The 22,148-nt window shown below is 66.1% G+C and carries 20 protein-coding genes, 1 pseudogene and 1 riboswitch; of the genes and pseudogenes, 12 read left to right on the plus strand and 9 right to left on the minus strand.

Features of this window, described 5'->3' with window-relative positions; translation table 11 throughout:
• Window positions 1-83: 83 nt before the first annotated feature.
• The 9 genes from glnT (at window position 84) to H566_RS0110685 (ending at window position 12,113) form a co-directional block, all read left to right on the plus strand.
• Window positions 84-1,445: a type III glutamate--ammonia ligase gene (glnT, locus tag H566_RS0110645; RefSeq protein WP_028311437.1), complete on the plus strand. Its 1,362-nt coding sequence runs from the start codon at window positions 84-86 to the stop codon at window positions 1,443-1,445.
• 44 nt (window positions 1,446-1,489) lie between these two features.
• Window positions 1,490-2,671, plus strand: a complete 1,182-nt coding sequence (locus H566_RS27445) for an aromatic ring-hydroxylating oxygenase subunit alpha (protein WP_051378562.1) — start codon at window positions 1,490-1,492, stop codon at window positions 2,669-2,671.
• Window positions 2,668-3,477 (plus strand): SDR family NAD(P)-dependent oxidoreductase, encoded by an 810-nt coding sequence (locus tag H566_RS0110655; RefSeq protein WP_028311438.1) that lies wholly within the window; start codon window positions 2,668-2,670, stop codon window positions 3,475-3,477. The genes H566_RS27445 and H566_RS0110655 overlap by 4 nt, the downstream gene beginning before the upstream one ends.
• Before the next feature lie 242 nt (window positions 3,478-3,719).
• A riboswitch (guanidine-I (ykkC/yxkD leader) is annotated at window positions 3,720-3,852 on the plus strand.
• A 60-nt stretch (window positions 3,853-3,912) separates the two neighbouring features.
• Window positions 3,913-4,779, plus strand: a complete 867-nt coding sequence (locus H566_RS0110660; protein WP_084544951.1) for an ABC transporter permease — start codon at window positions 3,913-3,915, stop codon at window positions 4,777-4,779.
• Window positions 4,780-4,789: 10 nt separating this feature from the next.
• Window positions 4,790-5,635, plus strand: a complete 846-nt coding sequence (locus H566_RS0110665) for an ABC transporter ATP-binding protein (RefSeq protein ID WP_034411063.1) — start codon at window positions 4,790-4,792, stop codon at window positions 5,633-5,635.
• Entirely contained in the window at window positions 5,632-6,366 is a 735-nt protein-coding gene (locus H566_RS0110670) for an urea amidolyase associated protein UAAP1 (protein ID WP_028311441.1), read from the plus strand. Before H566_RS0110665 ends, H566_RS0110670 begins: the two co-directional genes overlap by 4 nt.
• An 11-nt stretch (window positions 6,367-6,377) precedes the next feature.
• Window positions 6,378-7,073 carry an urea amidolyase associated protein UAAP2 gene (locus H566_RS0110675; RefSeq protein WP_034411065.1) on the plus strand — a complete coding sequence of 232 codons (696 nt, stop codon included), beginning with the start codon at window positions 6,378-6,380 and terminating at the stop codon, window positions 7,071-7,073.
• A 184-nt stretch (window positions 7,074-7,257) separates the two neighbouring features.
• A complete protein-coding gene (locus H566_RS0110680) occupies window positions 7,258-11,145 on the plus strand; it encodes a 5-oxoprolinase/urea amidolyase family protein (protein ID WP_028311442.1) in 3,888 nt (1,295 codons plus the stop codon).
• 74 nt (window positions 11,146-11,219) lie between these two features.
• Window positions 11,220-12,113, plus strand: a complete 894-nt coding sequence (locus H566_RS0110685) for a TorF family putative porin (protein ID WP_028311443.1) — start codon at window positions 11,220-11,222, stop codon at window positions 12,111-12,113.
• 30 nt (window positions 12,114-12,143) lie between these two features.
• Here H566_RS0110685 and H566_RS0110690 read toward each other — a convergent pair whose 3' ends face one another.
• The 6 genes from H566_RS0110690 to guaB all read right to left on the minus strand — a co-directional run bounded on the left by H566_RS0110690 (window position 12,144) and on the right by guaB (window position 17,969).
• Window positions 12,144-12,440 (minus strand): hypothetical protein, encoded by a 297-nt coding sequence (locus tag H566_RS0110690; RefSeq protein WP_028311444.1) that lies wholly within the window; start codon window positions 12,438-12,440, stop codon window positions 12,144-12,146.
• Entirely contained in the window at window positions 12,437-12,772 is a 336-nt protein-coding gene (locus H566_RS24320) for an STAS domain-containing protein (protein WP_034411067.1), read from the minus strand. Before H566_RS24320 ends, H566_RS0110690 begins: the two co-directional genes overlap by 4 nt.
• 213 nt (window positions 12,773-12,985) lie before the next feature.
• The gene (locus H566_RS0110705; RefSeq protein WP_028311445.1) at window positions 12,986-13,918 is read right to left on the minus strand and encodes an LD-carboxypeptidase; all 933 of its coding nucleotides are present in this window, start codon (window positions 13,916-13,918) and stop codon (window positions 12,986-12,988) included.
• A gap of 3 nt (window positions 13,919-13,921) precedes the next feature.
• Window positions 13,922-14,485 carry a tRNA adenosine(34) deaminase TadA gene (gene tadA / locus H566_RS24325; RefSeq protein WP_342668704.1) on the minus strand — a complete coding sequence of 188 codons (564 nt, stop codon included), beginning with the start codon at window positions 14,483-14,485 and terminating at the stop codon, window positions 13,922-13,924.
• Between the two features lie 236 nt (window positions 14,486-14,721).
• A complete protein-coding gene (guaA, locus tag H566_RS0110715; protein ID WP_028311446.1) occupies window positions 14,722-16,323 on the minus strand; it encodes a glutamine-hydrolyzing GMP synthase in 1,602 nt (533 codons plus the stop codon).
• Window positions 16,324-16,508: 185 nt separating this feature from the next.
• Window positions 16,509-17,969 (minus strand): IMP dehydrogenase, encoded by a 1,461-nt coding sequence (gene guaB / locus H566_RS0110720; protein WP_028311447.1) that lies wholly within the window; start codon window positions 17,967-17,969, stop codon window positions 16,509-16,511.
• Between the two features lie 249 nt (window positions 17,970-18,218).
• Here guaB and H566_RS28275 point away from each other — a divergent pair, with 249 nt between their 5' ends.
• Window positions 18,219-18,722 (plus strand): DUF4124 domain-containing protein, encoded by a 504-nt coding sequence (locus H566_RS28275; protein ID WP_084544952.1) that lies wholly within the window; start codon window positions 18,219-18,221, stop codon window positions 18,720-18,722.
• A gap of 54 nt (window positions 18,723-18,776) precedes the next feature.
• Here H566_RS28275 and H566_RS28280 read toward each other — a convergent pair whose 3' ends face one another.
• Together H566_RS28280 and H566_RS28285 are read right to left on the minus strand one after the other, a co-directional pair.
• On the minus strand, window positions 18,777-19,100 hold the full coding sequence (locus tag H566_RS28280) for an RnfH family protein (protein ID WP_084544953.1): 324 nt from the start codon (window positions 19,098-19,100) through the stop codon (window positions 18,777-18,779).
• Window positions 19,093-19,539: a type II toxin-antitoxin system RatA family toxin gene (locus H566_RS28285; RefSeq protein ID WP_084544954.1), complete on the minus strand. Its 447-nt coding sequence runs from the start codon at window positions 19,537-19,539 to the stop codon at window positions 19,093-19,095. Before H566_RS28285 ends, H566_RS28280 begins: the two co-directional genes overlap by 8 nt.
• A 121-nt stretch (window positions 19,540-19,660) precedes the next feature.
• Here H566_RS28285 and smpB point away from each other — a divergent pair, with 121 nt between their 5' ends.
• The gene (gene smpB, locus H566_RS28290) at window positions 19,661-20,113 is read left to right on the plus strand and encodes an SsrA-binding protein SmpB (protein WP_084544955.1); all 453 of its coding nucleotides are present in this window, start codon (window positions 19,661-19,663) and stop codon (window positions 20,111-20,113) included.
• 106 nt (window positions 20,114-20,219) lie between these two features.
• Window positions 20,220-21,215, plus strand: a complete 996-nt coding sequence (locus tag H566_RS28295) for a response regulator (protein ID WP_084544982.1) — start codon at window positions 20,220-20,222, stop codon at window positions 21,213-21,215.
• Window positions 21,216-21,276: 61 nt separating this feature from the next.
• On the opposite strand, the pseudogene H566_RS29415 reads toward H566_RS28295, so the two are convergent.
• Window positions 21,277-22,148, minus strand: a pseudogene (locus H566_RS29415) (IS3 family transposase); the annotation flags it as partial.

Below are 22,148 nucleotides of genomic sequence, written 5' to 3' on the forward strand. Positions count from 1 at the left end.
GCGGCCGGGCCACGGCCGCGCGCGCCGCGCCCGAGCGCTGCCGCTCCGCATCCCCCCACCCGAGCCTCACCCGGAGAGCATCAATGAAGGACCACACGACGAGCCCCCACGCCGAGACCATCGAAGCCCTCAAGGCCAAGGGCGTGAAATACGTGCTCGCCAGCTTCGTGGACATGCATGGCGTGACCAAGGCCAAGGCCGTGCCGCTGAGCCATTTCGACCAGATGATGGAAGGCTCGGAGCTGTTCACCGGCGCCGCCCTCGACGGCGTGCCGCAGGAAGTGAGCGACGAGGAAGTCAGCGCCCATCCCGACAAGTCGGCCATCGTGCAGCTGCCGTGGAACCGCGAACTGGCCTGGGCGCCGAGCAACCTGTGGCTCAAGGGCCAGCCCTTCGAGGCCTGCTCGCGCAACATCCTCAAGCGCGTGACCGACGAGGCCGCGCAGATGGGCTTCGTGTTCAACCTCGGCATCGAGACCGAGTTCTTCATCCTCAAGGACGGCGCCGACGGCAAGCCGGTGCCGATCGCCGAGGGCGACAACCTCGCCAAGCCCTGCTACGACGTGCGCGGCCTGCTCGACAACTACGGCATCGTCGACGAGATCGTCAGCGCCATGAACGAGCTGGGCTGGGACGTGTACTCCTTCGACCACGAGGATGCGAACGGCCAGTTCGAGACCGACTTCATGTACGCCGACGCGATGACCATGGCCGACCGCGTCACGCTGTTCAGGCTGATGGTGAACGAGATGGCCAAGAAGCGCGGCTGGTACGCCACCTTCATGCCCAAGCCCTTCGCCAACCGCACCGGCAGCGGCGCGCACTACAACATGTCGCTCGCCAGCATCGAGACCGGCGAGAACCTGTTCAAGACCGCGCACGACCCGCGCGGCTGTGGCGTGACCGAGCTGGGCTACCACTTCATCGCCGGCATCCTCAGGCATGCGCCGGCCATCTGCGCGACCATCGCGCCGACGGTCAACAGCTACAAGCGCCTGATCCGCCAGGGGTCGTCGTCGGGCTTCACCTGGGCGCCGATCTTCGTCTGCTACGGCAACAACAACCGCACCAACATGCTGCGCATCCCGCTCGCGGGCGGGCGCGTGGAGTGCCGCGCGGCCGACATCAGCAGCAACGTCTATCTCGGCGCGGCAATGCTGCTCGCCGCCGGCCTCGAAGGCATCCGCGAGCGGCTCGATCCGGGCCAGCCCCACCTCGAGAACATGTACCGCTACACCGACGCCGAGCTGCGCGACAAGGGCATCCGCTGGCTGCCGCGCAACCTGGAAGACGCGATCGATGCCTTCGAGGCCGACCCGCTGTCGCACAAGGTGTTCGGCCCGCTCATGGCGAAGAGCTTCATCGACTTCAAGCGCCAGGAATGGGTCGAGTACCACAACCACGTGAGCGACTGGGAACTGAACCGCTACCTCAAGTTCCTCTGAGCCTTCCCTTCCGTCTTGAGCAACGCACCCACAAGGAGCGCGACATGGGCAACGTGATCGACTTCCAACCCTCCGCCGCCAGCCTCGATGCCCTGCTTGCCGAGGTGGCGCGCATCGGCGGCCAGCCGCTGGAGGATGCGCAGACCTTTCCGCCGGCGGCCTACACCCATCCGGGGCTGTTCGCGCTGGAGGTCGAGAAGATCTTCAAGCCGGGCTGGATCTGCGTCGGCCATGCGAGCCAGCTGCGCGGCAAGGGCGACTACCAGACGCTCAACCTGCTCGGCGAGCTGCTGGTGATGGTGAACGACGGCAGCCGCATCCGCGTGCTGTCGCGCATCTGCCCGCACCGCTGGGCGCCGCTGGTGGAAGGCTGCGGCAATGCGCGCAGCTTTGCCTGCCCCTTCCACAAGTGGACCTTCGGCCTCGACGGCAAGTGCCTGAACGCGCCGCTCATGGAGGAGGCGCGCGGCTTCGACCCGGCCGACTATCCGCTGCCCGAGTACCGCAGCGAGGTCATCGGCGGCTTCGTGTGGGTCAACCTCGACGGCAAGGCCGAAGCGCTCGCGCCGCAGCTCGCCGACATGACCGCGAGCCTCGCCGCCTGGGAGACCGACCGGCTCGAACTCGCGATAGACCTGCAATACGAATGCCGCTTCAACTGGAAGATCGTGGTAGAGACCTTCATGGAGTGCTACCACCATCTCGGCGCCCACGCCTCGACCTTCGAGCCCAACTTCCCGGCGCGCATGAGCTGGGTGGAAGACACCCGCCCGGCCTGGACGCTCGGCCACGCCGCGCCGCGCCCCGGCCGCGAGCAGAGCGCCTTCGACTACGGCCTGCCGCACTTTCCGGGCCTCGCGAGCGAATCGGAAAAGCAGGCCTTCCGGCTCTATCACGTCTATCCCTTCCACCTCATGCACGCGATGCCCGACCGGCTGATCTGGTTCCGCGTGCAGCCGGTCGCGGCCGACCGCACCCTGCTCCAGACCTATGTGCTCGTGCATCCCGACACCACGAAGATGGACAACTACGCCGAGGTCATGAAGCAGCAGTCCGAGATCCAGCACGCCATCAACCTGGAGGACATCGGCGTCAACGAGATGCAGCAGATCGGCGCCCACTCGGGCATGGTGCGGCCGGGCCGCCTGAGCCATCTGGAGAAGGCGATCTGGCAGCTCAACCGCTACGTGGCCGGCAAGGTCTGCGGCGCGCGGGCCGAGGCATGACGGCGCCGGCCTTCGCGGGCATCACCGGCGACGAACTCGCGGGCAAGGTGGTGATGGTGACCGGCGCGAGCCGGGGCATCGGCCGCACGCTCGCGCTCGGGCTGGCTGCGGCAGGCGCGCGCGTGGGCCTCGCCGCGCGCTCGGCCGACGGACTGGCCGAGACCGCCGCCGCGATCGAGACGGCCGGCGGCAGCTGCCTCGCCGTCACGCTCGACGTGACCGACCACGCCGCCGTCGCCGGCGCGTTCGCGCGCGTGGCCGAGCGCTTCGGCGGCTTCGACGCGCTGGTCAACAACGCCGGTGCCGAGCAGGTTTGCGCCTCGCTCGACGTGGACGAGGCGATCTGGGACCGCATCGTCGACACCAACCTCAAGGCGCCCTTCTTCTGCGCCCAGGCGGCCGCGCGGCTCATGCTCGAACGCTCGCCCGCCAACGCCGACGCGGGCTGCGCCGGCAGCATCGTGAACATCGGCTCGGTCGCGTCGATGCTCGGCATCCCGACCGCCGTGCCCTACTGCGCGAGCAAGCACGGCGTGCTCGGCCTCACGCGCGCGCTCGCGGCCGAATGGGCGCCGCTCGGCCTGCGCGTGAACGCGATCGGCCCCGGCTATTTCCGCACCGCGATGACCGATGCCTTCTACGAGGCGCCGGGCTGGCAGGCGGCGATGCTGCCGAAGATTCCGGCGGGCCGCTTCGGCCGGCTCGACGATCTGGCGGGCGCCGCCGTCTTCCTTTGCGGCGATGGCGCGCGCTACATCAACGGCCAGATCCTGTACGTGGATGGTGGCCTGACGGGTGCGCTGTGAAGCGCGCTGCAAGCCCTTTCATCTGCCTTGCCGGCCGGCGCGGCATGCACGCCATGCCCGTTCCGCGTGCGCCGGATCGGCGCGGCGCACGAACAGCGTGCATGGCCGGCGCTGACGGCGGCCGTTCGTCCCCGGCGTCCCGCCGGGCCTCGGCGGCGCGCTCGGCCGATACAGGCCGCGACACGCTGGCACGCGCCCTGCTAAAGCCAACTCCAAGGAGCGGCGCAGTCATCTGCACCGAACTTGAGGGTCGCTAGGGTTCCGATGCGCGGCAGAAGATGCATTCGCCGCGCATGTCTGGTCCGAGAGCGGCCCGGTCCCGCCGGGCGCAAGCCCCCTCGCGGGGCTCCACGGAGGGACAAAAGCCCGGGAGGACGCGAACAGGTCGCACGGCCTGCGCCCTCCGAGCCCCTTCCGAAACCACAGGAGCCCCGCATGTCCCACGTCGCGTCCACGGACGGCACCCGCCCCGCATCACCCACGGCCCCGCCGCCGGTCGCCGCGCGCAAGCGATCCGGCCCCGGCATCTGGACGGTCCGCGGCCAGCTGTCGCGCAAGCAGTTCTGGCTGTTCGCCACCCTCGGCCTCGTCGTCCCGCTTGCCGGCTGGTGGCTGCTCGCCGCCAGCGAACTCATGGACCCGCACTTCATGCCCGGCCCGCTGGCCGTGGTGGAGCGGGCCTGGGACTGGGCCACCGACGACCTCGTTCAGGACGCCTGGATCAGCATCTACCGCGTGACCGGCGGCTGGCTTGCCTCGGCCGTCATCGCGATGCCGCTCGCGGTCTTCATCGGCACCTACCGGCCGGTGCAGGCGATGTTCGAGCCGCTCACCGACTTCATCCGCTACATGCCGGCCGCCGCCTTCATCCCGCTGGTGATGATCTGGGTCGGCATCGACGAAGGCTCGAAGATCGCGATCATCTTCATCGGCACCTTCTTCCAGATGGTGCTGATGATGGCCGAGGACGTGCGCCGCGTGCCGATGCAGCAGATCGAGGCCGCGCAGACCATGGGCGCGACCCGGCTGGAGATGCTCACCGAAGTCATCATTCCCTCGGCCAGGCCGGCGCTGCTCGACACTCTGCGCGTGACCATGGGCTGGGCCTGGACCTACCTCGTGGTGGCCGAACTCGTCGCCGCCAACTCGGGCCTCGGCTACTCGATCATGAAGGCACAGCGCTACCTCCAGACCGACAAGATCTTTGCCGGGATCATCGTGATCGGCCTCATCGGCCTCGCGATGGACCAGCTCTTCCGCGCCCTGCACCGCAAGGCCTTCCCCTGGCTCTACCTGCGCTGAAAGGCCCCGCATGTCACGGCATATCAATGTGCTCGGCCTCAACAAGCGCTACCCCGGCGCGACCGGCCCCGACGCGCTCGAGAGCATCGACCTGAGCATCGAGCCGGGCGAGTTCGTCACGCTCGTGGGCGCCTCGGGCTGCGGCAAGAGCACCCTGCTGCGCATCATCGGCGGGCTCGAAACCCGCACCGGCGGCGACGTGTGCATCGACGGCGTGCCGGTCGATGGCCCTGGCGTCGATCGCGCGATGGTGTTCCAGCACTACAGCCTCTACCCCTGGCTGAGCGTCACCGACAACATCCGCTTCACGCGCAAGCTCAAGGCGCACACGGCCGATTCCACCTCGGCCAGCGTCGAGGCCGCGAGCGGCCGCGCCGACACGCTCATCCGCGTGATGGGCCTCGGCCATGTGCGCGACGCCTGGCCCAACCAGCTCTCGGGCGGCATGCAGCAGCGCGTCGCCATCGCGCGCGCCCTCATGCCGAAGCCGCCGATCCTGCTTATGGACGAGCCCTTCGGCGCGCTCGACGCGCAGACGCGCGACGTGATGCACGACCTCATCCGCCATCTGGCCAAGGTCGAGAAGACGACGATCGTCTTCGTCACGCATGACGTCGATGAAGCCATCTACCTCGGCTCGCGCGTCGTGGTGCTCGCGCCTCGCCCGGGGCGCATCGACAGCATCCACGCCGTGCCCCTGCCCGCCCAGCGCACCCAGGACATGAAGCTCGCCCCCGACTTCCTCGCGCTCAAGAAGACCATCCTCGACCGCATCCGCGAAACCTCAGGCATGAAGACCGACCTCGACCTGCTCGAAAAACTCACCGCCGGCACGGCGCTGGAGGCCCGCGAATGAGCCTGCCCCCGATCAAGCCCGAACTGCTGCTCTGGACCGAGGAGATTCCCGGCGGCACGCACTGGTCCGGCGTGGTGCGCCGTGGCACCACGCTGCGCTTCACCGACCTCGAAGGGCGCGCCAACGTGGCGCTCATCCTCTTCAACGCCGAGGAGAAGCTCGAGCGCTACAACATGCCCGACACGCTCAAGACCCAGCACATCGCCCACCTCACGGCCGGCCATGCGCTGCATTCCGACATGGGCCGGGTGATGGCCTCGATCCCGGCCGACAGCCTCGGCTGGCACGACCCGATCGTCGGCCCGATCGACGACGCGACGGTGGCGAAGAAGTACGGCACGTGCACCTATCAGGAAGCGCGCAACGGCATGTTCCGCAGCGCGCGCACCGGCCTGCTGATCGAGCTGGGCAAGGTCGGGCTCGGCAAGAAGGACCTCGGCCCGACGCTCAACCTGTTCAGCAAGGTGCTCGCCGATGACGCGGGCGCGCTGCATTTCGACGCCGCCCACCGCAAGGCCGGCGCCCGGATCGACCTGCGCATGGAGATGACCTGCCTCGTCGCGCTGTCGGCCGCGCCGCATGCGCTCGACCCGTCGCCCGTGTACGCGCCCGGCCCGGTGCGCATCGAATGCTGGCGCTCCGGCACCGCCGGCCCCGACGACCGCTGCCGCCTAAGCCGCCCCGAGAACGCGCGCGGCTTCACCAACACCGAGCGCTACTACGCCTGCTGACGGAGCACGACATGACGACCAGCTTCAACCTCGTCGAGAGCCGCCTGCGCGCCGAAGACGCGGTGTTTACCGAAACCGTGCCGGCCGGCGAAGGCTGGCTGCACGAGATCAAGGCCGGGCAGGTGTTCCGCATCTTCGACCTCGAAGGCAACCAGGCGGTGGACACGCTGTTCTTCAGCGCCGCCGACCCGACCGAGCGCTACAGCGCCCAAGACACGATCGCGGCCCAGGGCGGGCTTTACCTCACGGCCGGCAGCGTGCTCATGAGCAACGAGGGCCGGCCGATGCTCACGATCGTGGCCGACACCTGCGGCCGCCACGACACCCTCGGTGGCGCCTGCGCGGCCGAAAGCAACACCACGCGCTACGCCCTCGAAAAGCGGCCGATGCACTCCTGCCGCGACACCTACCTGCAAACGCTTGCACGTTGCGCCTGCGAAGGCGGGCCACTGTCTCGCCTGGGCCTGACCAAGCGCGACATCACGGCCAACATCAACTTCTTCATGAACGTGCCGGTCACGCCGCAAGGCGGCCTCAGCTTCGAGGACGGCGTGTCGGCGCCGGGCAAGTACGTCGAGATGCGCGCCGAGATGGACGTGGTCTGCCTCATCTCCAACTGTCCCCAGCTCAACAACCCCTGCAACGGCTGGAATCCGACGCCGGTGCAACTGCTGATCTGGGATGCGCCCGCCGAGGCGCTGGCCTGAGTCCTGCAATGCGTCCGGGCCGTTGCACTTCGTTGCCGATTCGCGGGCGATGACGGTGCAGCGACTGGCTCGCACCCTCCATGGCTGCACCAGCCCGGCGCGTTGGAGCGACGCGCCGAGGGCGACGGGACGACCCGCCGCCCTTCCCTGACACGACGCGGGACGACCCGCGCTGCGAGCTTCGATGTTCGACAAGGTCCTGATCGCCAACCGCGGTGCCATCGCGTGCCGCGTCATCCGCACGCTGCGCCGCATGGGCGTGAAGTCGGTCGCCGTCTTTTCCGACGCCGACCGGCATTCGCGCCATGTGAGCGAGGCCGACGAGGCCGTGCGCCTCGGGCCGGCGCCGGCGAGCGAGAGCTATCTGCGCGTCGATCTCATCCTCGACGCGGCCAAGCGCACGGGCGCGCAGGCGATCCATCCGGGCTACGGCTTCCTGTCCGAGAACGCCGACTTCGCCGAGGCCTGCGCGGCGGCCGGCATCGCCTTCATCGGCCCGACGCCGGCGCAGATGCGCGACTTCGGCCTCAAGCACACGGCGCGAGCGCTGGCGCTCGCGGCCGGCGTGCCGCTGTCGCCGGGTTCCGATCTGCTGCCCGACCTCGACACCGCGCGCGCCGAAGCCGCGCGCATCGGCTATCCGGTCATGCTCAAGAGCACGGCGGGCGGCGGCGGCATCGGCATGCAGCTCGTGCGCGATCCCGCCGCGCTCGACGCCGCCTATGCCTCCGTGCAAAGGCTTGCAACCAGCGCCTTCAAGTCGGGCGGCATGTTCCTGGAGAAGTACATCGAGCAGGCGCGCCACATCGAGGTGCAGATCTTCGGCGACGGGCGCGGCAATGTCGTCGCCCTCGGTGAGCGCGACTGTTCGCTGCAACGGCGCAATCAGAAGGTGGTCGAAGAGGCGCCCGCGCCCGGACTGAGCGCCGAGCAGCGCGCGCGGCTGCACCGCACCGCCGCCGACCTCGGCCGCAGCATCAGCTACCAGTCGGCCGGCACGGTCGAGTTCGTGTACGACGTGCCGAGCGGCGAGTTCTACTTTCTCGAAGTCAACACCCGGCTCCAGGTCGAGCACGGCGTGACCGAGCAGATCACCGGCATCGACCTCGTCGAATGGATGGTGAAGCAGGCCGCCGGCGAACTGGACCTTGCCGGCTTTGAGCCGAGCTTTGCCGGCCATTCGATCCAGGCCCGCCTCTACGCCGAAGACCCGGCGCGCAACTTCCAGCCGAGCAGCGGCCTGCTGACCGACGTGGCCTGGGCCGACGCCGCGCGCATCGAGACCTGGGTCGAGCGCGGCAGCATCGTGCCGCCCAACTACGACCCGATGATCGCCAAGATCATCGTCACCGCCGCCGACCGCGAGGCCGCGATCGCCGCGCTCGGCGACGCGCTCGCGGGCACGCGCATCGGCGGCATCGAGACCAACCTCGGCTATCTGCGCGCGATCACCGCGAGCGACACCTTCGCGCGCGGCGAGCAGACGACGCGCTGGCTCGGCGGCTTCGCCTTCGCGCAGCGCGCCGTCGAGGTGCTGGAACCCGGCGTGCAGACGACGGTGCAGGACTGGCCCGGTCGCCTCGGCTACTGGGATGTGGGCATGCCGCCCTCGGGGCCGATGGACGACCTGTCGCTGCGCATCGCCAACCGGCTCGTCGGCAACCACGAGGGCGCGGCGGCGCTGGAAATCACGATGGCGGGGCCGGTGCTGCGCTTCCATTGCGATGCGCGGATCGCGCTCGCGGGCGCAGCGATGGAGGTGCTGCTCACGCTGCCGGTTGCGGGGGATTTTGAATCCCCTGCCTCGCGCACCGCGGACTTAAACTCCGCGGCCGCCCCGCGCCCCCTCGCCTTCGGCCAGCCCCACGACATCCCCGCCGGCAGCACGCTCGCGATCGGCCGCGCCGCCGGTGCCGGCGCGCGCGCCTATCTCGCCATCGCAGGCGCGATCGACGTGCCCGATTACCTCGGCAGCAAGAGCACCTTCACGCTCGGCCAGGTCGGCGGCCACGGCGGCCGCGCGCTACGCACCGGCGACATGCTCCATCTCGGCGCGGCACCGGCTGCAAGCCTTTGCACGATCCCGCCCGCTTCCCTGCCTGAGCTGACTCACGACTGGGAAGTCGGCATCTTCTACGGCCCGCATGGCGCGCCCGACTTCTTCACCGACGCCGACATCGACGCCCTGCTCTCGACCGACTGGGAGATCCACTACAACTCCAGCCGCACCGGCGTGCGCCTCATCGGCCCCAGGCCGGAATGGGCGCGGCGCGACGGCGGCGAAGCCGGCCTGCATCCGTCCAACATCCACGACAACGCCTACGCGATCGGCTCGATCGACTTCACCGGCGACATGCCGGTGCTGCTCGGCCCCGACGGCCCGAGCCTCGGCGGCTTCGTCTGCCCCGGCGTCGTGGCCGAAGCCGAGCTGTGGAAGCTCGGCCAGCTGCGCCCCGGCGACCGGCTGCGCTTCCGCAAGCTCACGCCCGCCGAAGGCCAGGCGCTGTTCGACCGCAAGCAGGCGCTGCTCGCGGGCTTCGGCGATGGCGCGGTGGCCGAGCGCTCGTTCTCGGCCGTGCTCGACCGGCGCTTCGCCGCCGGCAAGGCGGATGTGGTGATGCCGGAAAGCGCGGGACATGCGCTCACGCGCGGCGCGGCGCCGGCCGACAGCACGGACGCGCCGGCAGTGCCGCGCGACGACACGGGCGCGCCGCCCACCGCAACCGCGATGCAGCCTGCCGACGCCGCGCGCGCCGGCCTTGCCACGCCCCTGCCCCCCGGCGCCCTCCGCGCCACCGACGCCTGCGACCCCGTCCTCCTGCGCCTGCCCGCCGTCGCCGACCGTCCGGCCGTCACCTACCGCCGCGCCGGCGACCTGAACCTGCTCGTCGAATACGGCCCGCTCGTGCTCGACCTCGACCTGCGCTTCCGCGCCCATGTGCTCATGCAAGCGCTTGGGGCCGCGCGCGCCGAGGGCCGGCTGCGCGGGATCGTCGATCTCACGCCGGGCATCCGCTCGCTCCAGGTGCATTACGACCCCGAGGTCATCGGCGAGTCGAAGCTGCTCGACGTGCTGCTCGCGGCCGAGGCCGAGCTGCCCGGCCACGACAGCATCGAGATCAGCTCGCGCATCGTCCACCTGCCGCTCGCCTGGGACGACAGCCAGACCCAGCTCGCCACGCGCAAGTACATGCAATCGGTGCGCAAGGACGCGCCCTGGTGCCCCAGCAACATCGAGTTCATCCGCCGCATCAACGGGCTGGAAAGCATCGACGAGGTCAAGCGCATCGTCTATGACGCGAGCTATCTTGTGCTCGGCCTGGGTGACGTCTATCTCGGCGCGCCGGTCGCCACGCCGGTCGATCCGCGCCACCGGCTCGTCACCACCAAGTACAACCCCGCGCGCACCTGGACGCCCGAGAACGCGGTCGGCATCGGTGGCGCCTACATGTGCATCTACGGCATGGAAGGCCCCGGCGGCTACCAGTTCGTCGGCCGCACGCTGCCGATCTGGAACCGCTGGAAGCACACGCCCGACTTCCGCGACGGCAAGCCCTGGCTGCTGCGCTTCTTTGACCGCATCCGCTATTTCGAGGTGAGCGAGGAGGAGCTGCTCGACTTGCGCGACGGCTTCCTGCACGGCCGCAACCACCTCCGCATCGAGGACGAGACCTTCCGCCTCGCCGACTACCGCCGCTTCCTCGCCGACAACGCCGACAGCATCGGCGCCTTCAAGACGCGCCAGCAGGCCGCCTTCGACGCCGAGCGCGAACGCTGGCGCGCCGCCGGCCAGGCCGAACACATCGACGAATCCGCCGTCGCGCCCGAGGAAGACGCCACCGCCCTGCCGCCCGACGTGAAAGCGATTGCAAGCCCCGTCTCGGGCAGCGTCTGGAAGCTCGCGGTCGAGCCCGGCCAGCGCGTGAGCGCGGGCGACACGCTCGTCGTCGTCGAGTCGATGAAGATGGAATTCCCGGTCGCAGCGCCCGTCGGCGGCAGCGTGACCCACCTCCTGTGCCACGAGGGCGCGCCGGTTCAGGCCGGCCAGAACCTCGTCGGCCTGCGGCCCTGAAACGAGGCCGACACCGCTTTCACTCAAGCAGTACCCATCCCCGCAGCAAGCCCTCGACAGGAGAAAAGAAGACCATGACGAAGACCACGCTCAAGACGGCACTGCCGCTCGCCCTCGCCACGCTGCTCGGCGTTGCCGCCCTGCCCGCGATGGCCGAGGAGGAAGCCGCGCCCGCCCTGACCGGCCACGTCGATCTGTACTCGCGCTATGTGCTGCGCGGGCTGACCAGCACCTACGGCAACGGCGCGCCGCTCGGCAACAAGGGCGCGGACGCGCCCGAGTACAACCATGTGGTTCCGCAATGGGGCGTCGACTACGCCGACCCGTCGGGCTTCTACGCCGGCTACTGGGCCTCGCTCGTCAACTACTCGTACAAGCAGCTCGGCAAGTCATACAGCGACCGCTCGATCACCGAATGGCAGAAGGACAAGTCGGTCGAGAACGATCTGTACGCGGGCTATGTGGGCAGCATCGGCGACTTCGGCTACACCGTCGGCCTGACCTATTACTACTACTACAACAGCACCGCCTCGAATGCGCCCGAGTCCAAGCTCGGCTGGAGCTACGGCAAGTTCAGCGGCTATGCGCAGACGCTGCTGAAGGACGTTATCTGGGGCAACAAGGGCGACACCTACTTCACGCTCAACTTCAGCGACAAGCTGGTCAACGACATCACCTTCACCGCGAGCCTCGGCTGGTACTACTACAAGAAGGAAGGCAAGTACGTGGGCACGACCGACACGTTCACCGGCAACAAGTGCGGCGCGGGCGAGGCCTTCAACGTCAACGGCTGCTATGCCGGCGACACGCCCGTCACCCAGGGCTTCCGCCACATGATCTTCGGCATCGCGCAACCCATCGGCGATACCGGCCTGACCTGGGGCACCCAGCTCATCCTGCCGGGCGTGAACCGCTGGGGCACGTCGCAGAAGCCGCGCATCGTCGGCTCGCTGAGCTACGGCTTCTGATGGCTTGTCGCCGGCCCGGATCGGCGTGATTCAGGCCGGCGCGATGTCGAGCTCGCACACTTCGAGCGCGACGACGAAGACCTGACGGATCTGCTCGACGCAGGCCGTCGTCTCCAGTTCCAGCTCGAAGCCGAGCCGGCATTCGGTGAGATCGGGCTGGTCCAGCCCGGCCAGCGCGGTCGCCAGCGTGCGCACGCGCCGCACCCGCCCCACCGAGCCGAGATAGCGCAGGAAGGACAGCGGGTCCGAACCCTTTCGAAAGCCCCCGCCATCGAAATGCACGCCGATGCGCCAGCGCTGCGGGACCGGATCGGCGGCATCACTCAAGTCCAGTACTCCGGCAGTGACCGCAGCTGGTTGTCGAGTCCGCAGACGGCCAGGGCCTCGGATACGCAAGGCGGCACATCCACCAGCTCGATCTGACGGCCTGCGGCGCTGAGCGACGCATCGAGCGCGAGCAGCAGCTGCACGCCGGCGCCATCGATCATCTGCACGCCCGACAGATCGAAGCGGTTGTCACCCTGATCGACCCGACCCGACAGGAATATCTGCAACTCACTCACCCGTTCCAGCGTGAGTTCGCCGTCGATCACGGTAGGCATATGGGCAACTAGCGCCTTGATGTTGCCGAGGATCTCGGCGAGGGCGGGGTCTTGCATGCGGAGGCTCCGGGAGGTTGCGGTGCATGCGCGCCACTGCTGTTAGTGGGCGCTTTCCCGGAGAAGTCTAGGAGTCGGGCCGGCGATGGCATGGGAAGAATTGGCCGTGATTGAGGCGCCAGTTTTCGGCGGTGCGCGGGCGGGTGACGTGCTGGCGTGGCGCCCGCGACAGCAGCCACGCTCGCGTCATCTTTGCTGCGGACGTCTGCCTCGTCAGGCCCGCGTCGGCAGCCGGCGCGGCAGCGGATTGGCCATCAGCAGGTCGATCCTCGTCTCGTCGGCCTTGAGGCGGCAGCGTCCGCCGACGGGGAGCGTGAGCTTGTCGCGCGTATGGCCGAAGGGCAGCCCGGTCACGACCGGCGTGGTGCAGTTCGCGCGCAACCAGGCGACGACGCTCGGCATGTCGTAGCCGTTGTCGTTGGGGAACAGCCGGTAGTCGGTGAAGCCGCCGAGCAGGATGGCGCGCTGACGGCCGAGCACGCCTGCATGCAGCAGCTGGCTGAGCATGCGCTCGACGCGATAGGGATGTTCAGCCACGTCTTCGAGGAAGAGCAGACCGCCCTGGATCGCGGGCAGCCAGGGCGTGCCGACCAGGCTCGCGACGAGCGACAGGTTGCCGCCCCAGAGCAGTCCCTCGAGCGCGACCGCCGGTTCGCCCGGCAGCGCCGCACGCCCGATGCGCACCCGATGCTCGTCGGCCGCGAGCAGGCCCCAGAAGTGCGTTTCGGTGAAGCCGGAGCGCGTCTCCGCACCGAGGTCATAGCAGGCCATCGGCCCGGCAAGGCTGGGCGCGCCGACCGCAAGCAGCGCGAGCTGGGCGGCGGTGATGTCGGAATGGCCGACGAACACGGTGCCACGCTCGCGCATCGCGGCGGCGACGCGCGCCCAGTCGATGCGCGTCATGAGCCGCGACAGACCGTAGCCGCCGCGCGCCGCGATCACGAGATCGGCGTCGGGCGCGAGGAGCGCGGCCTCGAGCGCGGCGGCGCGCGCGTCATCGGTGCCGGCAAAGCGCTCGACGCAGGCACGCAGCTGCGGCGCCTCGCGTACCGCGTAGCCGCGCGCGCGCAGATGCGCGATGGCGCGATCGAGCGCGGGCGGGTCGAGCACCTGGCCCGAGGGCGCGACGATTTCGGCGATGGGCATGGCTCAGTCCTCGCGCGGCAGCGGATAGGGCTCGACCGGCTCGTGGCCGGGATGCGTGAGCAGGTCATGCGTCATCGGCAGGGGCGCGGCGAGCAGCACGCCGTTCTTCTTCGCGCGCCGCGCGGCGAAGAAGCCACGCAGCAGTTCACCGCACTCGTCGGCGCGCACGCCACCGCGCACCTCGGTCTGGTGGTTGAGCTGGCGCACCGACGGCAGGTCGAGCACGCCGCCGCAGACGCCGGTCTTGGGATCGGCCGCGCCGAACACCACGCGCGACAGGCGCGCATGCAGCATCGCGCCCATGCACATCGCGCAGGGTTCGAGCGTCACGTACAGCTCGCAGCCCGGGAGGCGGTAGTTGCCGAGCTTGGTCGCAGCCTCGCGCAAGGCGACGATCTCGGCGTGCGCGGTCGGATCGCTCTGGGTGATGACCTGGTTGAAGCCGGTCGCGATGACGACGCCGTCCTTCACGACGACGGCGCCGACCGGCACCTCGCCGATCACCTCGGCATTGCGGGCCTGGTCGATGGCGAGCTTGATGAAGAGTTCGTCTGGCTTGCTGTGCACGGGAATCCGTTGTTGCTGCGTCTCGAAGTCCGGATTGTGGGGCCGACGGCACCCGCCTGATGGCCGGCAACGGTCTGGCGCCGAAATCCCGTGGGGATCAGCGGCCCCTGGGGCGTGGGAGCAAGACCGGATCGGCCTCGCGCTCTCGGCGTCGGCCGGGCGGCTCGGCTCGCCAGAAAAAAACGCCCGACGGTCATCCCGCCGGGCGTTCGCGCGTCAGTCTGGCGGGCTGCCGATCATTCCCACTCGATCGTCGCCGGCGGCTTGCCGCTGATGTCGTACACCACGCGGTTGATGCCACGCACCTCGTTGATGATGCGGTTGCTGGTGCGGCCGAGCAGCTCGTACGGCAGATGCGCCCAGTGCGCGGTCATGAAGTCGCTGGTCTGCACCGCGCGCAGGCTCACCACCCATTCATAGGTGCGACCGTCGCCCATCACGCCCACGCTCTTTACCGGCAGGAACACCGTGAAGGCCTGGCTGGTCAGCTCGTACCAACTCTTGCCCTCGTGATAGGTGTTGCGCAGCTCCTCGATGAAGATCGCGTCGGCGCGGCGCAGCAGGTCGGCGTACTCGTGCTTGACCTCGCCGAGGATGCGCACGCCGAGGCCCGGGCCCGGGAAGGGGTGGCGGAAGATCATGTCGCGCGGCAGGCCGAGCGCGAGGCCGAGCGCCCGCACCTCGTCCTTGAACAGCTCGCGCAGCGGCTCCAGCAGCTTGAGGTGGAGCGTGTCGGGCAGGCCGCCGACGTTGTGATGGCTCTTGATCGTCGTCGCCTTCTTGGTCTTGGCGCCGGCGCTCTCGATCACGTCGGGGTAGATGGTGCCCTGGGCGAGCCACTTGGCCTGCTTGAGCTTGCCCGCCTCTTCCTGGAACACGTGCACGAACTCGCGGCCGATGATCTTGCGCTTGGCCTCGGGGTCGCTCACGCCTGCAAGCGCTGTCATGAAGCGCTCGGTGGCGTCCACATGGATGAGCTTCATGCCCATGTGGGTCTGGAAGGTGTTCACCACCTGCTTGCCTTCGTCGAGTCGCAGCAGGCCGTTGTCGACGAACACGCAGATGAGCTTGTCGCCGATCGCGCGGTGGATCAGCGCCGCGGCCACCGACGAATCGACACCGCCCGACAGACCGAGGATGACTTCCTCGTCGCCGACCTGCTCGCGGATGCGCGCAACGGCTTCCTCGACGTAATCGCCCATCACCCAGTTGGCGCCGCAGCCGCAGATGTCGTGCACGAAGCGCGTGAGCAGCGCCTGACCCTGGAGCGTGTGCGTGACTTCGGGGTGAAACTGCACGCCGTAGAAGCGGCGCGTCTCATCGGCCATCGCGGCGATCGGGCAACTCGGCGTGCTCGCGGCGAGCACGAAGCCCGGCGGCAGTTCGGTCACCTTGTCGCCGTGGCTCATCCACACCTTGAGCATCCCGTGGCCTTCGTCGGTCGCAAAGTCCTGGATGCCATCGAACAGCCTGGTGTGATTGCGCGCGCGCACCTCGGCATAGCCGAACTCTCGATGCGCCTGGCCGCCTTCCACCGCGCCCTCGACCTTGCCGCCGAGCTGGTGCGCCATCGTCTGCATGCCGTAGCAGATGCCGAGCACCGGCACGCCCAGCTCGAACACGACGGCGGGCGCCTTGTCGGTGCTTTCTTCATAGGCCGACATGTGGCTGCCGCCGAGGATCACCCCCTTGGGGGCATAGGCTCGGATCGCGTCCTCGCTCATGTCGCAGGGATGGATCTCGCAATACACGTTGGCCTCGCGCACGCGGCGCGCGATGAGCTGGGTGACCTGCGAGCCGAAGTCGAGGATGAGGATCTTGTCGTGCTGGGTCGTCATGGGGGATGGCGATCGGAAGGTTCTAAGGCGACGCGCTCGCGTCGACGCGGGAGCGGCGAGCGTCGCCGCGACGACCGGCGCGAGGCCGGTAATGAAACCGCCGCCGGCACCCTGGCGGGCACGCGGCGGCGGCAAGGCCAGCGGAAGCGGCGGCGCGACGGCGAAGGCCATCGCGCCCGGCCGCGTCAGCCGACGCGATAGTTGGGCGCTTCCTTGGTGATGGTCACGTCATGGACGTGGCTCTCGCGGATGCCCGCCGAGGTGATCTCGACGAAGCTCGCGCGCTCGCGCATCTCGTCGATCGTGCGGCAGCCGCAATAGCCCATCGACGAACGCACGCCACCGACCAGCTGATAGATGATTTGAAGCACGCTGCCCTTGTAGGGCACGCGGCCTTCGATGCCTTCGGGCACGAGCTTTTCGGTGGCCGAGCCGGTTTCCTGGAAGTAGCGGTCGGCCGAGCCGGCCGACATTGCACCCAGCGAACCCATGCCGCGGTATTCCTTGTAGCTGCGGCCCTGAAACAGGATCACGTCGCCCGGCGCTTCTTCGGTACCGGCGAACATCGAGCCGAGCATCACCGCATAGCCGCCGGCGGCGAGCGCCTTGGCCACATCGCCCGAGTAGCGGATGCCGCCATCGGCGATCAGCGGCACGCCCGTGCCGGCCAGCGCATCGGCCACGTTGGCGATCGCGCTCACCTGCGGCACGCCCACGCCCGCGACGATGCGCGTCGTGCAGATCGAGCCCGGGCCGATGCCGACCTTGACTGCGTCCGCACCGTGATCGACGAGCGCCTTGGCCGCATCGCCGGTCGCGATGTTGCCGCCGATGACTTGCACCTGCGGGAAGTTGTCCTTCACCCAGCGCACGCGGTCGAGTACGCCCTTGCTGTGACCGTGGGCCGTATCGACAATGAGCACGTCAACGCCCGCCTCGACCAGCGCCGCGACGCGCTCTTCCGTGCCGGCACCGGTACCCACCGCCGCGCCGACACGCAGGCGTCCCTGCTCGTCCTTGCACGCCAGCGGATGCTCGGTCGCCTTCTGCACGTCCTTCACGGTGATGAGGCCGCGCAGCTCGAAGCTGTCGGTGACCACCACCACGCGTTCCAGACGGTGCTTATTCATGAGCCGCTTGGCTTCTTCCAGCGTCGCGCCTTCGCGCACCGTCACGAGCCGATCGCGCGGCGTCATCTTGGAGCTGACCGCAGCGTTGAGCTCTTCCTCGAAGCGCAGATCGCGGTTGGTGATGATGCCCACCACCTTGCCGCCCTGAACGACCGGGAAGCCGCTGATGCCGTGCTGCTGCTGAAGCTGCAGCACCTCGCGCACCGTGATCTCGGGATCGATCGTGATCGGATCGCGCACCACGCCAGCCTCGAAGCGCTTGACACGGCGAACCTCGCGAGCCTGCTCGGCCGGCGAAAGATTCTTGTGAATGATGCCGATGCCGCCTTCCTGCGCCATCGCGATCGCGAGACGCGACTCCGTCACCGTGTCCATCGCGGCGGAGACGAGCGGGATGTTCAGGCGGATGTTGCGGGTAAGCTGCGTCGAGAGATTGGTTTGGTTAGGCAGCACGTCCGAGTAGGCCGGAACGAGCAGCACGTCGTCGAACGTGAGCGCCTTTTGCAGAAGTCGCATGCTTTCCTCTTCGCACAAAAGCGAATTTTAACTCGTTGCACCGTGGCCGCCGATGACGCCCCGACAACCTGCAACGACCCGCATACCCGTGCTTTGCTCATCGACACGCCTGAACGGCCCACGCAACCGCGAGCGATACCCAGGAACTCGCGCATTAGCGAGTTCATCATCGTTCAGCTCAAGTGACGTTCGCCCACGATGCTCTCACCCGCATAATCGCCAGTTGCAACGTCGAATCTGGAGTAGCGCATGTCCTTCGTCTGCAACACACGTCTTCCTAAATCGATGATAGCCGCCGGCGCAGTCCTGGTACTTGCATTTGCAGCGATTCCTGCTGATGCGCAATGGGCATGGCGGGATACCAATGGCTCGACAGTGTTTTCCGACCAGCCACCACCGTCCAACATCACGACCGATAGGATCCTGCGCCGCCCCACCCTCAACACCTCGCCTGCGAGCAGCACATCCGCGCCAACCAGCAGCCAATCCAAACCGCAAAGATCAATTTCAGAAGTCGCGAATGATTTAGAAAAGCGCCGCAAGGAGCGACTTGAAAATGAAAGCAAGGAGTCGGAGAGCAATGCTCAAAACATGCGACGTGCAGAAGATTGCAAGCGACTATCACTGCAACGCGACGCATTGGCGAGCGGCGTCAGAATTCGGTCACAGGAAACGGGAGGGGCAATGAATGACGGTGAGCGTGAGGTCGAGATCGCACGGCTGGATGAACAATTCAATTCATTCTGTCGCTAATTGGCACATCTTTGACTACGCAGCACATCTTGCACTGCGGCCCAACAAACATATTCAACGCCGTATCCAGCGATCCGGGTTTTCGGTTCGCTGCTTTTCAACCTTGCACTTTCTGACCAACTTTGGATCAGCGCGCAAGGGGCGATAGATTTCGATTCGATCCCCTGCGGCAATCACGTCCCCAAGAATTCGAGGCTTAGAATAAGTGCCGATCTTCAATACACCAGCCTCAATTCCAGCGATAAGGTGCCCCAAGCATGCCTTTTGGAGCGCAACCTTTACGCTTGCGCCATCCGGTAACTGCAGCTTCTTCACGAATATATCCTGCTCTTCCGCATAGCATATTTCGCAGGCAATTAATCCCATTCGCTCAGTCATATAACTGATCCGCTCGTTTCACGAAACCATCAACAAACGTACCAGCAATATGCCCAAACACCCCCCCAACCAAGCCCTCCAGAATACGACTTGAAAATTCATATTCGATTCTGCAAGTCACCTTGCAAGCGTCCTCCGAGAGCGAAATAAACTGCCATTGACCATCCAACATTCGAAAAGGCCCGTCACGAAATTTCATGGTTATCGAATGTCCCGGCACCTCAATGTTTTCTGTGCTGAAACTCTGCCTCACTCCCTTGAAGTTGATATCAATTGCTGCAACAACAACGGTGACGCCACCATTATCCGGCACAGTGGAAAGAATGCGAGCACCTCCGCACCATGGCAGAAATTCGGGATACTTCTCTATATCCGTGACCAAATCAAACATCCGACTTACTGGATGCGCGACGAGGACCGAGCGTTCAACTACAGCCATGGCTCACAGGCCTTAGACGTGAGAACAATCAGACCCTAGCCAGCATCAGCGAGGGCATGCGTTCTCATTGATTAGAATGTGTTCCCGGATTGTATAGAACCAAGCACCGAAAGCTGACAGCATGTCCATCATCGACAACCGCAAGGCCTTCTTCGACTACTTCGTCGAAGAAAGATACGAAGCCGGCATGGCCCTGGAAGGCTGGGAGGTGAAAGCTGTCAGGGCTGGTCGCGCCCAAATCAAAGAAGCCTATGTCGTGATACGGGATGCGGAGATCTATGTGATAGGCATGCACATCAGCGCGCTGCCGACCGCGAGCACCCATGTCAAGCCCGATCCCGTGCGCACACGCAAGTTACTGCTCCGGGCAGATGAAATCCGGAAACTGATAGGCAAGGTGGAACGCGCCGGATACACCTTGGTGCCTCTTGATCTGCACTATCAACGCGGACGTATAAAGTGTGAAATAGGGCTATCCAAAGGCAAGAAGTTGCATGACAAACGCGAATCCGAAAAGAAACGCGACTGGGAAAGGGAACATGCGCGCCTGATGCGTAGCCCTACAAAAGGTTGAAGGCCGTTAAGCATAGAGACAACGACTCCGCAAGACCGCACAAAAGACGGCATTCAAGGGGACAGACTCAGCGTTGTGCTGAGTGCATCGCAGCTAAAGTCATGCCATGAGCCAAGTCGAGCATAATCAGCACAACGCAATCGGATCAGACGAGGATCACTCCGGTCTGAAGCCAGCCGTATATACCGTCCAACTCCTTGGATTTAACGAGCGCGAGCGGACACTATTTGGCTCGATATTTGCCTTATCGAAACACCGTGCAATTCGTTATGTGGAGTTCAATCCAGACACTCATCCGCACGCCGATTACTTCATTGTCGATTCAGAAGATGAGGGTGCTGTCGAAAGTTTTTTCATGATTGATCCAGCAAGTTGCGGAGGAGGATTATTTGTTGGAGCACCCAATATTGATGCATTAAGGAATTATCCTGTCATTGCCCGCCCCATCCGCTGGGCAGAAGTAATCTTGCGAATTGATGCACTTCCACGACCATCTGTTTCCGCAGCGAGTGCCAGATTTATGGCTATGGAAGCAGATCCGATTGACCAAAAATCCAATTCGCAAAGACAAAGCACTTCTCACCATTTGCCTCCTAATTCAAGATTAGTTCCAATGGGAGGTACTGCCGCAACATTAACCAAAGCAGAAGACGATCTAGAGCTTTCTCAAATAAGCGATTGGTATGATCGTTCCAAAATCACCGATTTTCGTACCGAGCCCGGCGTACTTGTTGTAGATGGCGATATAGCGTCTCGGCGCTACATGGCCGCAAAGCTTATGGACTTAAATTATCGCGTTGATTATGCAGAATCAGCAGAACAAGCTTTACAATTATTATCAAACAAACGCTACAACGCCATCTTTATCGATCCATCAACGTCTAACGTAGACGGCTATGATCTCGCCAGAAGTATAAAATTGCGTTCAGATCGCCGTCGTATTGCGATCATTTTTGCATGCGACAAACCTTCTGCTTTTGAAAGAGTAAGAGCGAATGTTGCCGGCGCCGATGCTTTCTTGGCAAAACCGTTTGATCAATCAAAGTTGACTGGAGCATTGGATAAGTTTCTTCCCAACTGGAAAATTAAACATATTTCTTAACCTCTACGTGACCTGCCCCCCGCAGCCGTACCAGTGATTGGTAGGGAGTCTCGGTTGAAGGTTACTGAATCTCGTTGCTTGCAGGGGTGAGGTGCCGAGCAGCATCACCGGCATGCCGGCAATGCTGCTCGGCGAACTGCGCCGGTGGCACTCGCCCGATGCTGCCGTGCGGCCTGACCTCGTTGTAGTCACGCCGCCAGGCGGCGATCACCTGGCGGGCTTGCTGCAGGTTCTCGAACCAGTGCTCGTTCAAGCACTCGTCCCTGAACCGTCCGTTGAAGCTCTCGATGTAGCCGTTCTGCATCGGCCGCCCGGGCTGGATCAGCAAGTGCTCGATGCCGTGCGCTTGCGTCCAGGCGATGAAGGCGCGGCAGGTGAACTCCGGCCCGTTGTCGGTGCGCACGGCCTTGGGGTAGCCCCGGAACCGCGCCGCCCCTGGTCCAGCAGCCGGATCACGTACTGGCCGCTGATGCCGAAGTCCACGGCGATGTCCACCGCCTCGTGGCTGAAGTCGTCGGCCACCGTCAGGCACTTCAGGCGCCGTCCGCTGGCCAGGCTGTCGCTGACGAAGTCCATGCTCCACACCTCGTTGACCCGCGTGGCCACGCCCAGCGGCAGACGCTCCGACGGTGTCCGCCGTACCTTGCGCCGCTTCTTCACCGCCAGGTTCGCCGCCCGGTACAGCCGGTACACGCGCTTGTGGTTCACCCCGGGAAACTGTTTTCTGACCATGTCGTGCACCCGCCGGTAGCCGAACCGCCGCCGCTGGTGGGCGACGGCAACGATCTCCTGCTTCAGCGCCTCTTCCTGCGCGCTGGGTTGCGGTGGATGTCGGTCGCTGTCTCGGCTCAGCCCCACAAGCCGGCACGCCCGGCGCTCCGACAGCCCGTGCTCGCGCACCAGCCGTCCGATCGCCTCGCGCTTGGCCTGTGG

Source organism: Derxia gummosa DSM 723 (genome assembly GCF_000482785.1).
Lineage (GTDB): Bacteria > Pseudomonadota > Gammaproteobacteria > Burkholderiales > Burkholderiaceae_E > Derxia > Derxia gummosa.

Excerpts from the sequence above, each read along its gene's own strand:
- glnT (WP_028311437.1), top strand. The coding sequence starts at position 84 with ATGAAGGACCACACGACGAGCCCCCACGCCGAGACCATCGAAGCCCTC.
- H566_RS27445 (WP_051378562.1), top strand. The coding sequence starts at position 1,490 with ATGGGCAACGTGATCGACTTCCAACCCTCCGCCGCCAGCCTCGATGCC.
- H566_RS0110655 (WP_028311438.1), top strand. The coding sequence starts at position 2,668 with ATGACGGCGCCGGCCTTCGCGGGCATCACCGGCGACGAACTCGCGGGC.
- H566_RS0110660 (WP_084544951.1), top strand. The coding sequence starts at position 3,913 with ATGTCCCACGTCGCGTCCACGGACGGCACCCGCCCCGCATCACCCACG.
- H566_RS0110665 (WP_034411063.1), top strand. The coding sequence starts at position 4,790 with ATGTCACGGCATATCAATGTGCTCGGCCTCAACAAGCGCTACCCCGGC.
- H566_RS0110670 (WP_028311441.1), top strand. The coding sequence starts at position 5,632 with ATGAGCCTGCCCCCGATCAAGCCCGAACTGCTGCTCTGGACCGAGGAG.
- H566_RS0110675 (WP_034411065.1), top strand. The coding sequence starts at position 6,378 with ATGACGACCAGCTTCAACCTCGTCGAGAGCCGCCTGCGCGCCGAAGAC.
- H566_RS0110680 (WP_028311442.1), top strand. The coding sequence starts at position 7,258 with ATGTTCGACAAGGTCCTGATCGCCAACCGCGGTGCCATCGCGTGCCGC.
- H566_RS0110685 (WP_028311443.1), top strand. The coding sequence starts at position 11,220 with ATGACGAAGACCACGCTCAAGACGGCACTGCCGCTCGCCCTCGCCACG.
- H566_RS24320 (WP_034411067.1), bottom strand. The coding sequence starts at position 12,772 with ATGCAAGACCCCGCCCTCGCCGAGATCCTCGGCAACATCAAGGCGCTA.
- H566_RS0110705 (WP_028311445.1), bottom strand. The coding sequence starts at position 13,918 with ATGCCCATCGCCGAAATCGTCGCGCCCTCGGGCCAGGTGCTCGACCCG.
- guaA (WP_028311446.1), bottom strand. The coding sequence starts at position 16,323 with ATGACGACCCAGCACGACAAGATCCTCATCCTCGACTTCGGCTCGCAG.
- guaB (WP_028311447.1), bottom strand. The coding sequence starts at position 17,969 with ATGCGACTTCTGCAAAAGGCGCTCACGTTCGACGACGTGCTGCTCGTT.
- H566_RS28275 (WP_084544952.1), top strand. The coding sequence starts at position 18,219 with ATGTCCTTCGTCTGCAACACACGTCTTCCTAAATCGATGATAGCCGCC.
- H566_RS28280 (WP_084544953.1), bottom strand. The coding sequence starts at position 19,100 with ATGACTGAGCGAATGGGATTAATTGCCTGCGAAATATGCTATGCGGAA.
- H566_RS28285 (WP_084544954.1), bottom strand. The coding sequence starts at position 19,539 with ATGGCTGTAGTTGAACGCTCGGTCCTCGTCGCGCATCCAGTAAGTCGG.
- smpB (WP_084544955.1), top strand. The coding sequence starts at position 19,661 with ATGTCCATCATCGACAACCGCAAGGCCTTCTTCGACTACTTCGTCGAA.
- H566_RS28295 (WP_084544982.1), top strand. The coding sequence starts at position 20,220 with ATGAGCCAAGTCGAGCATAATCAGCACAACGCAATCGGATCAGACGAG.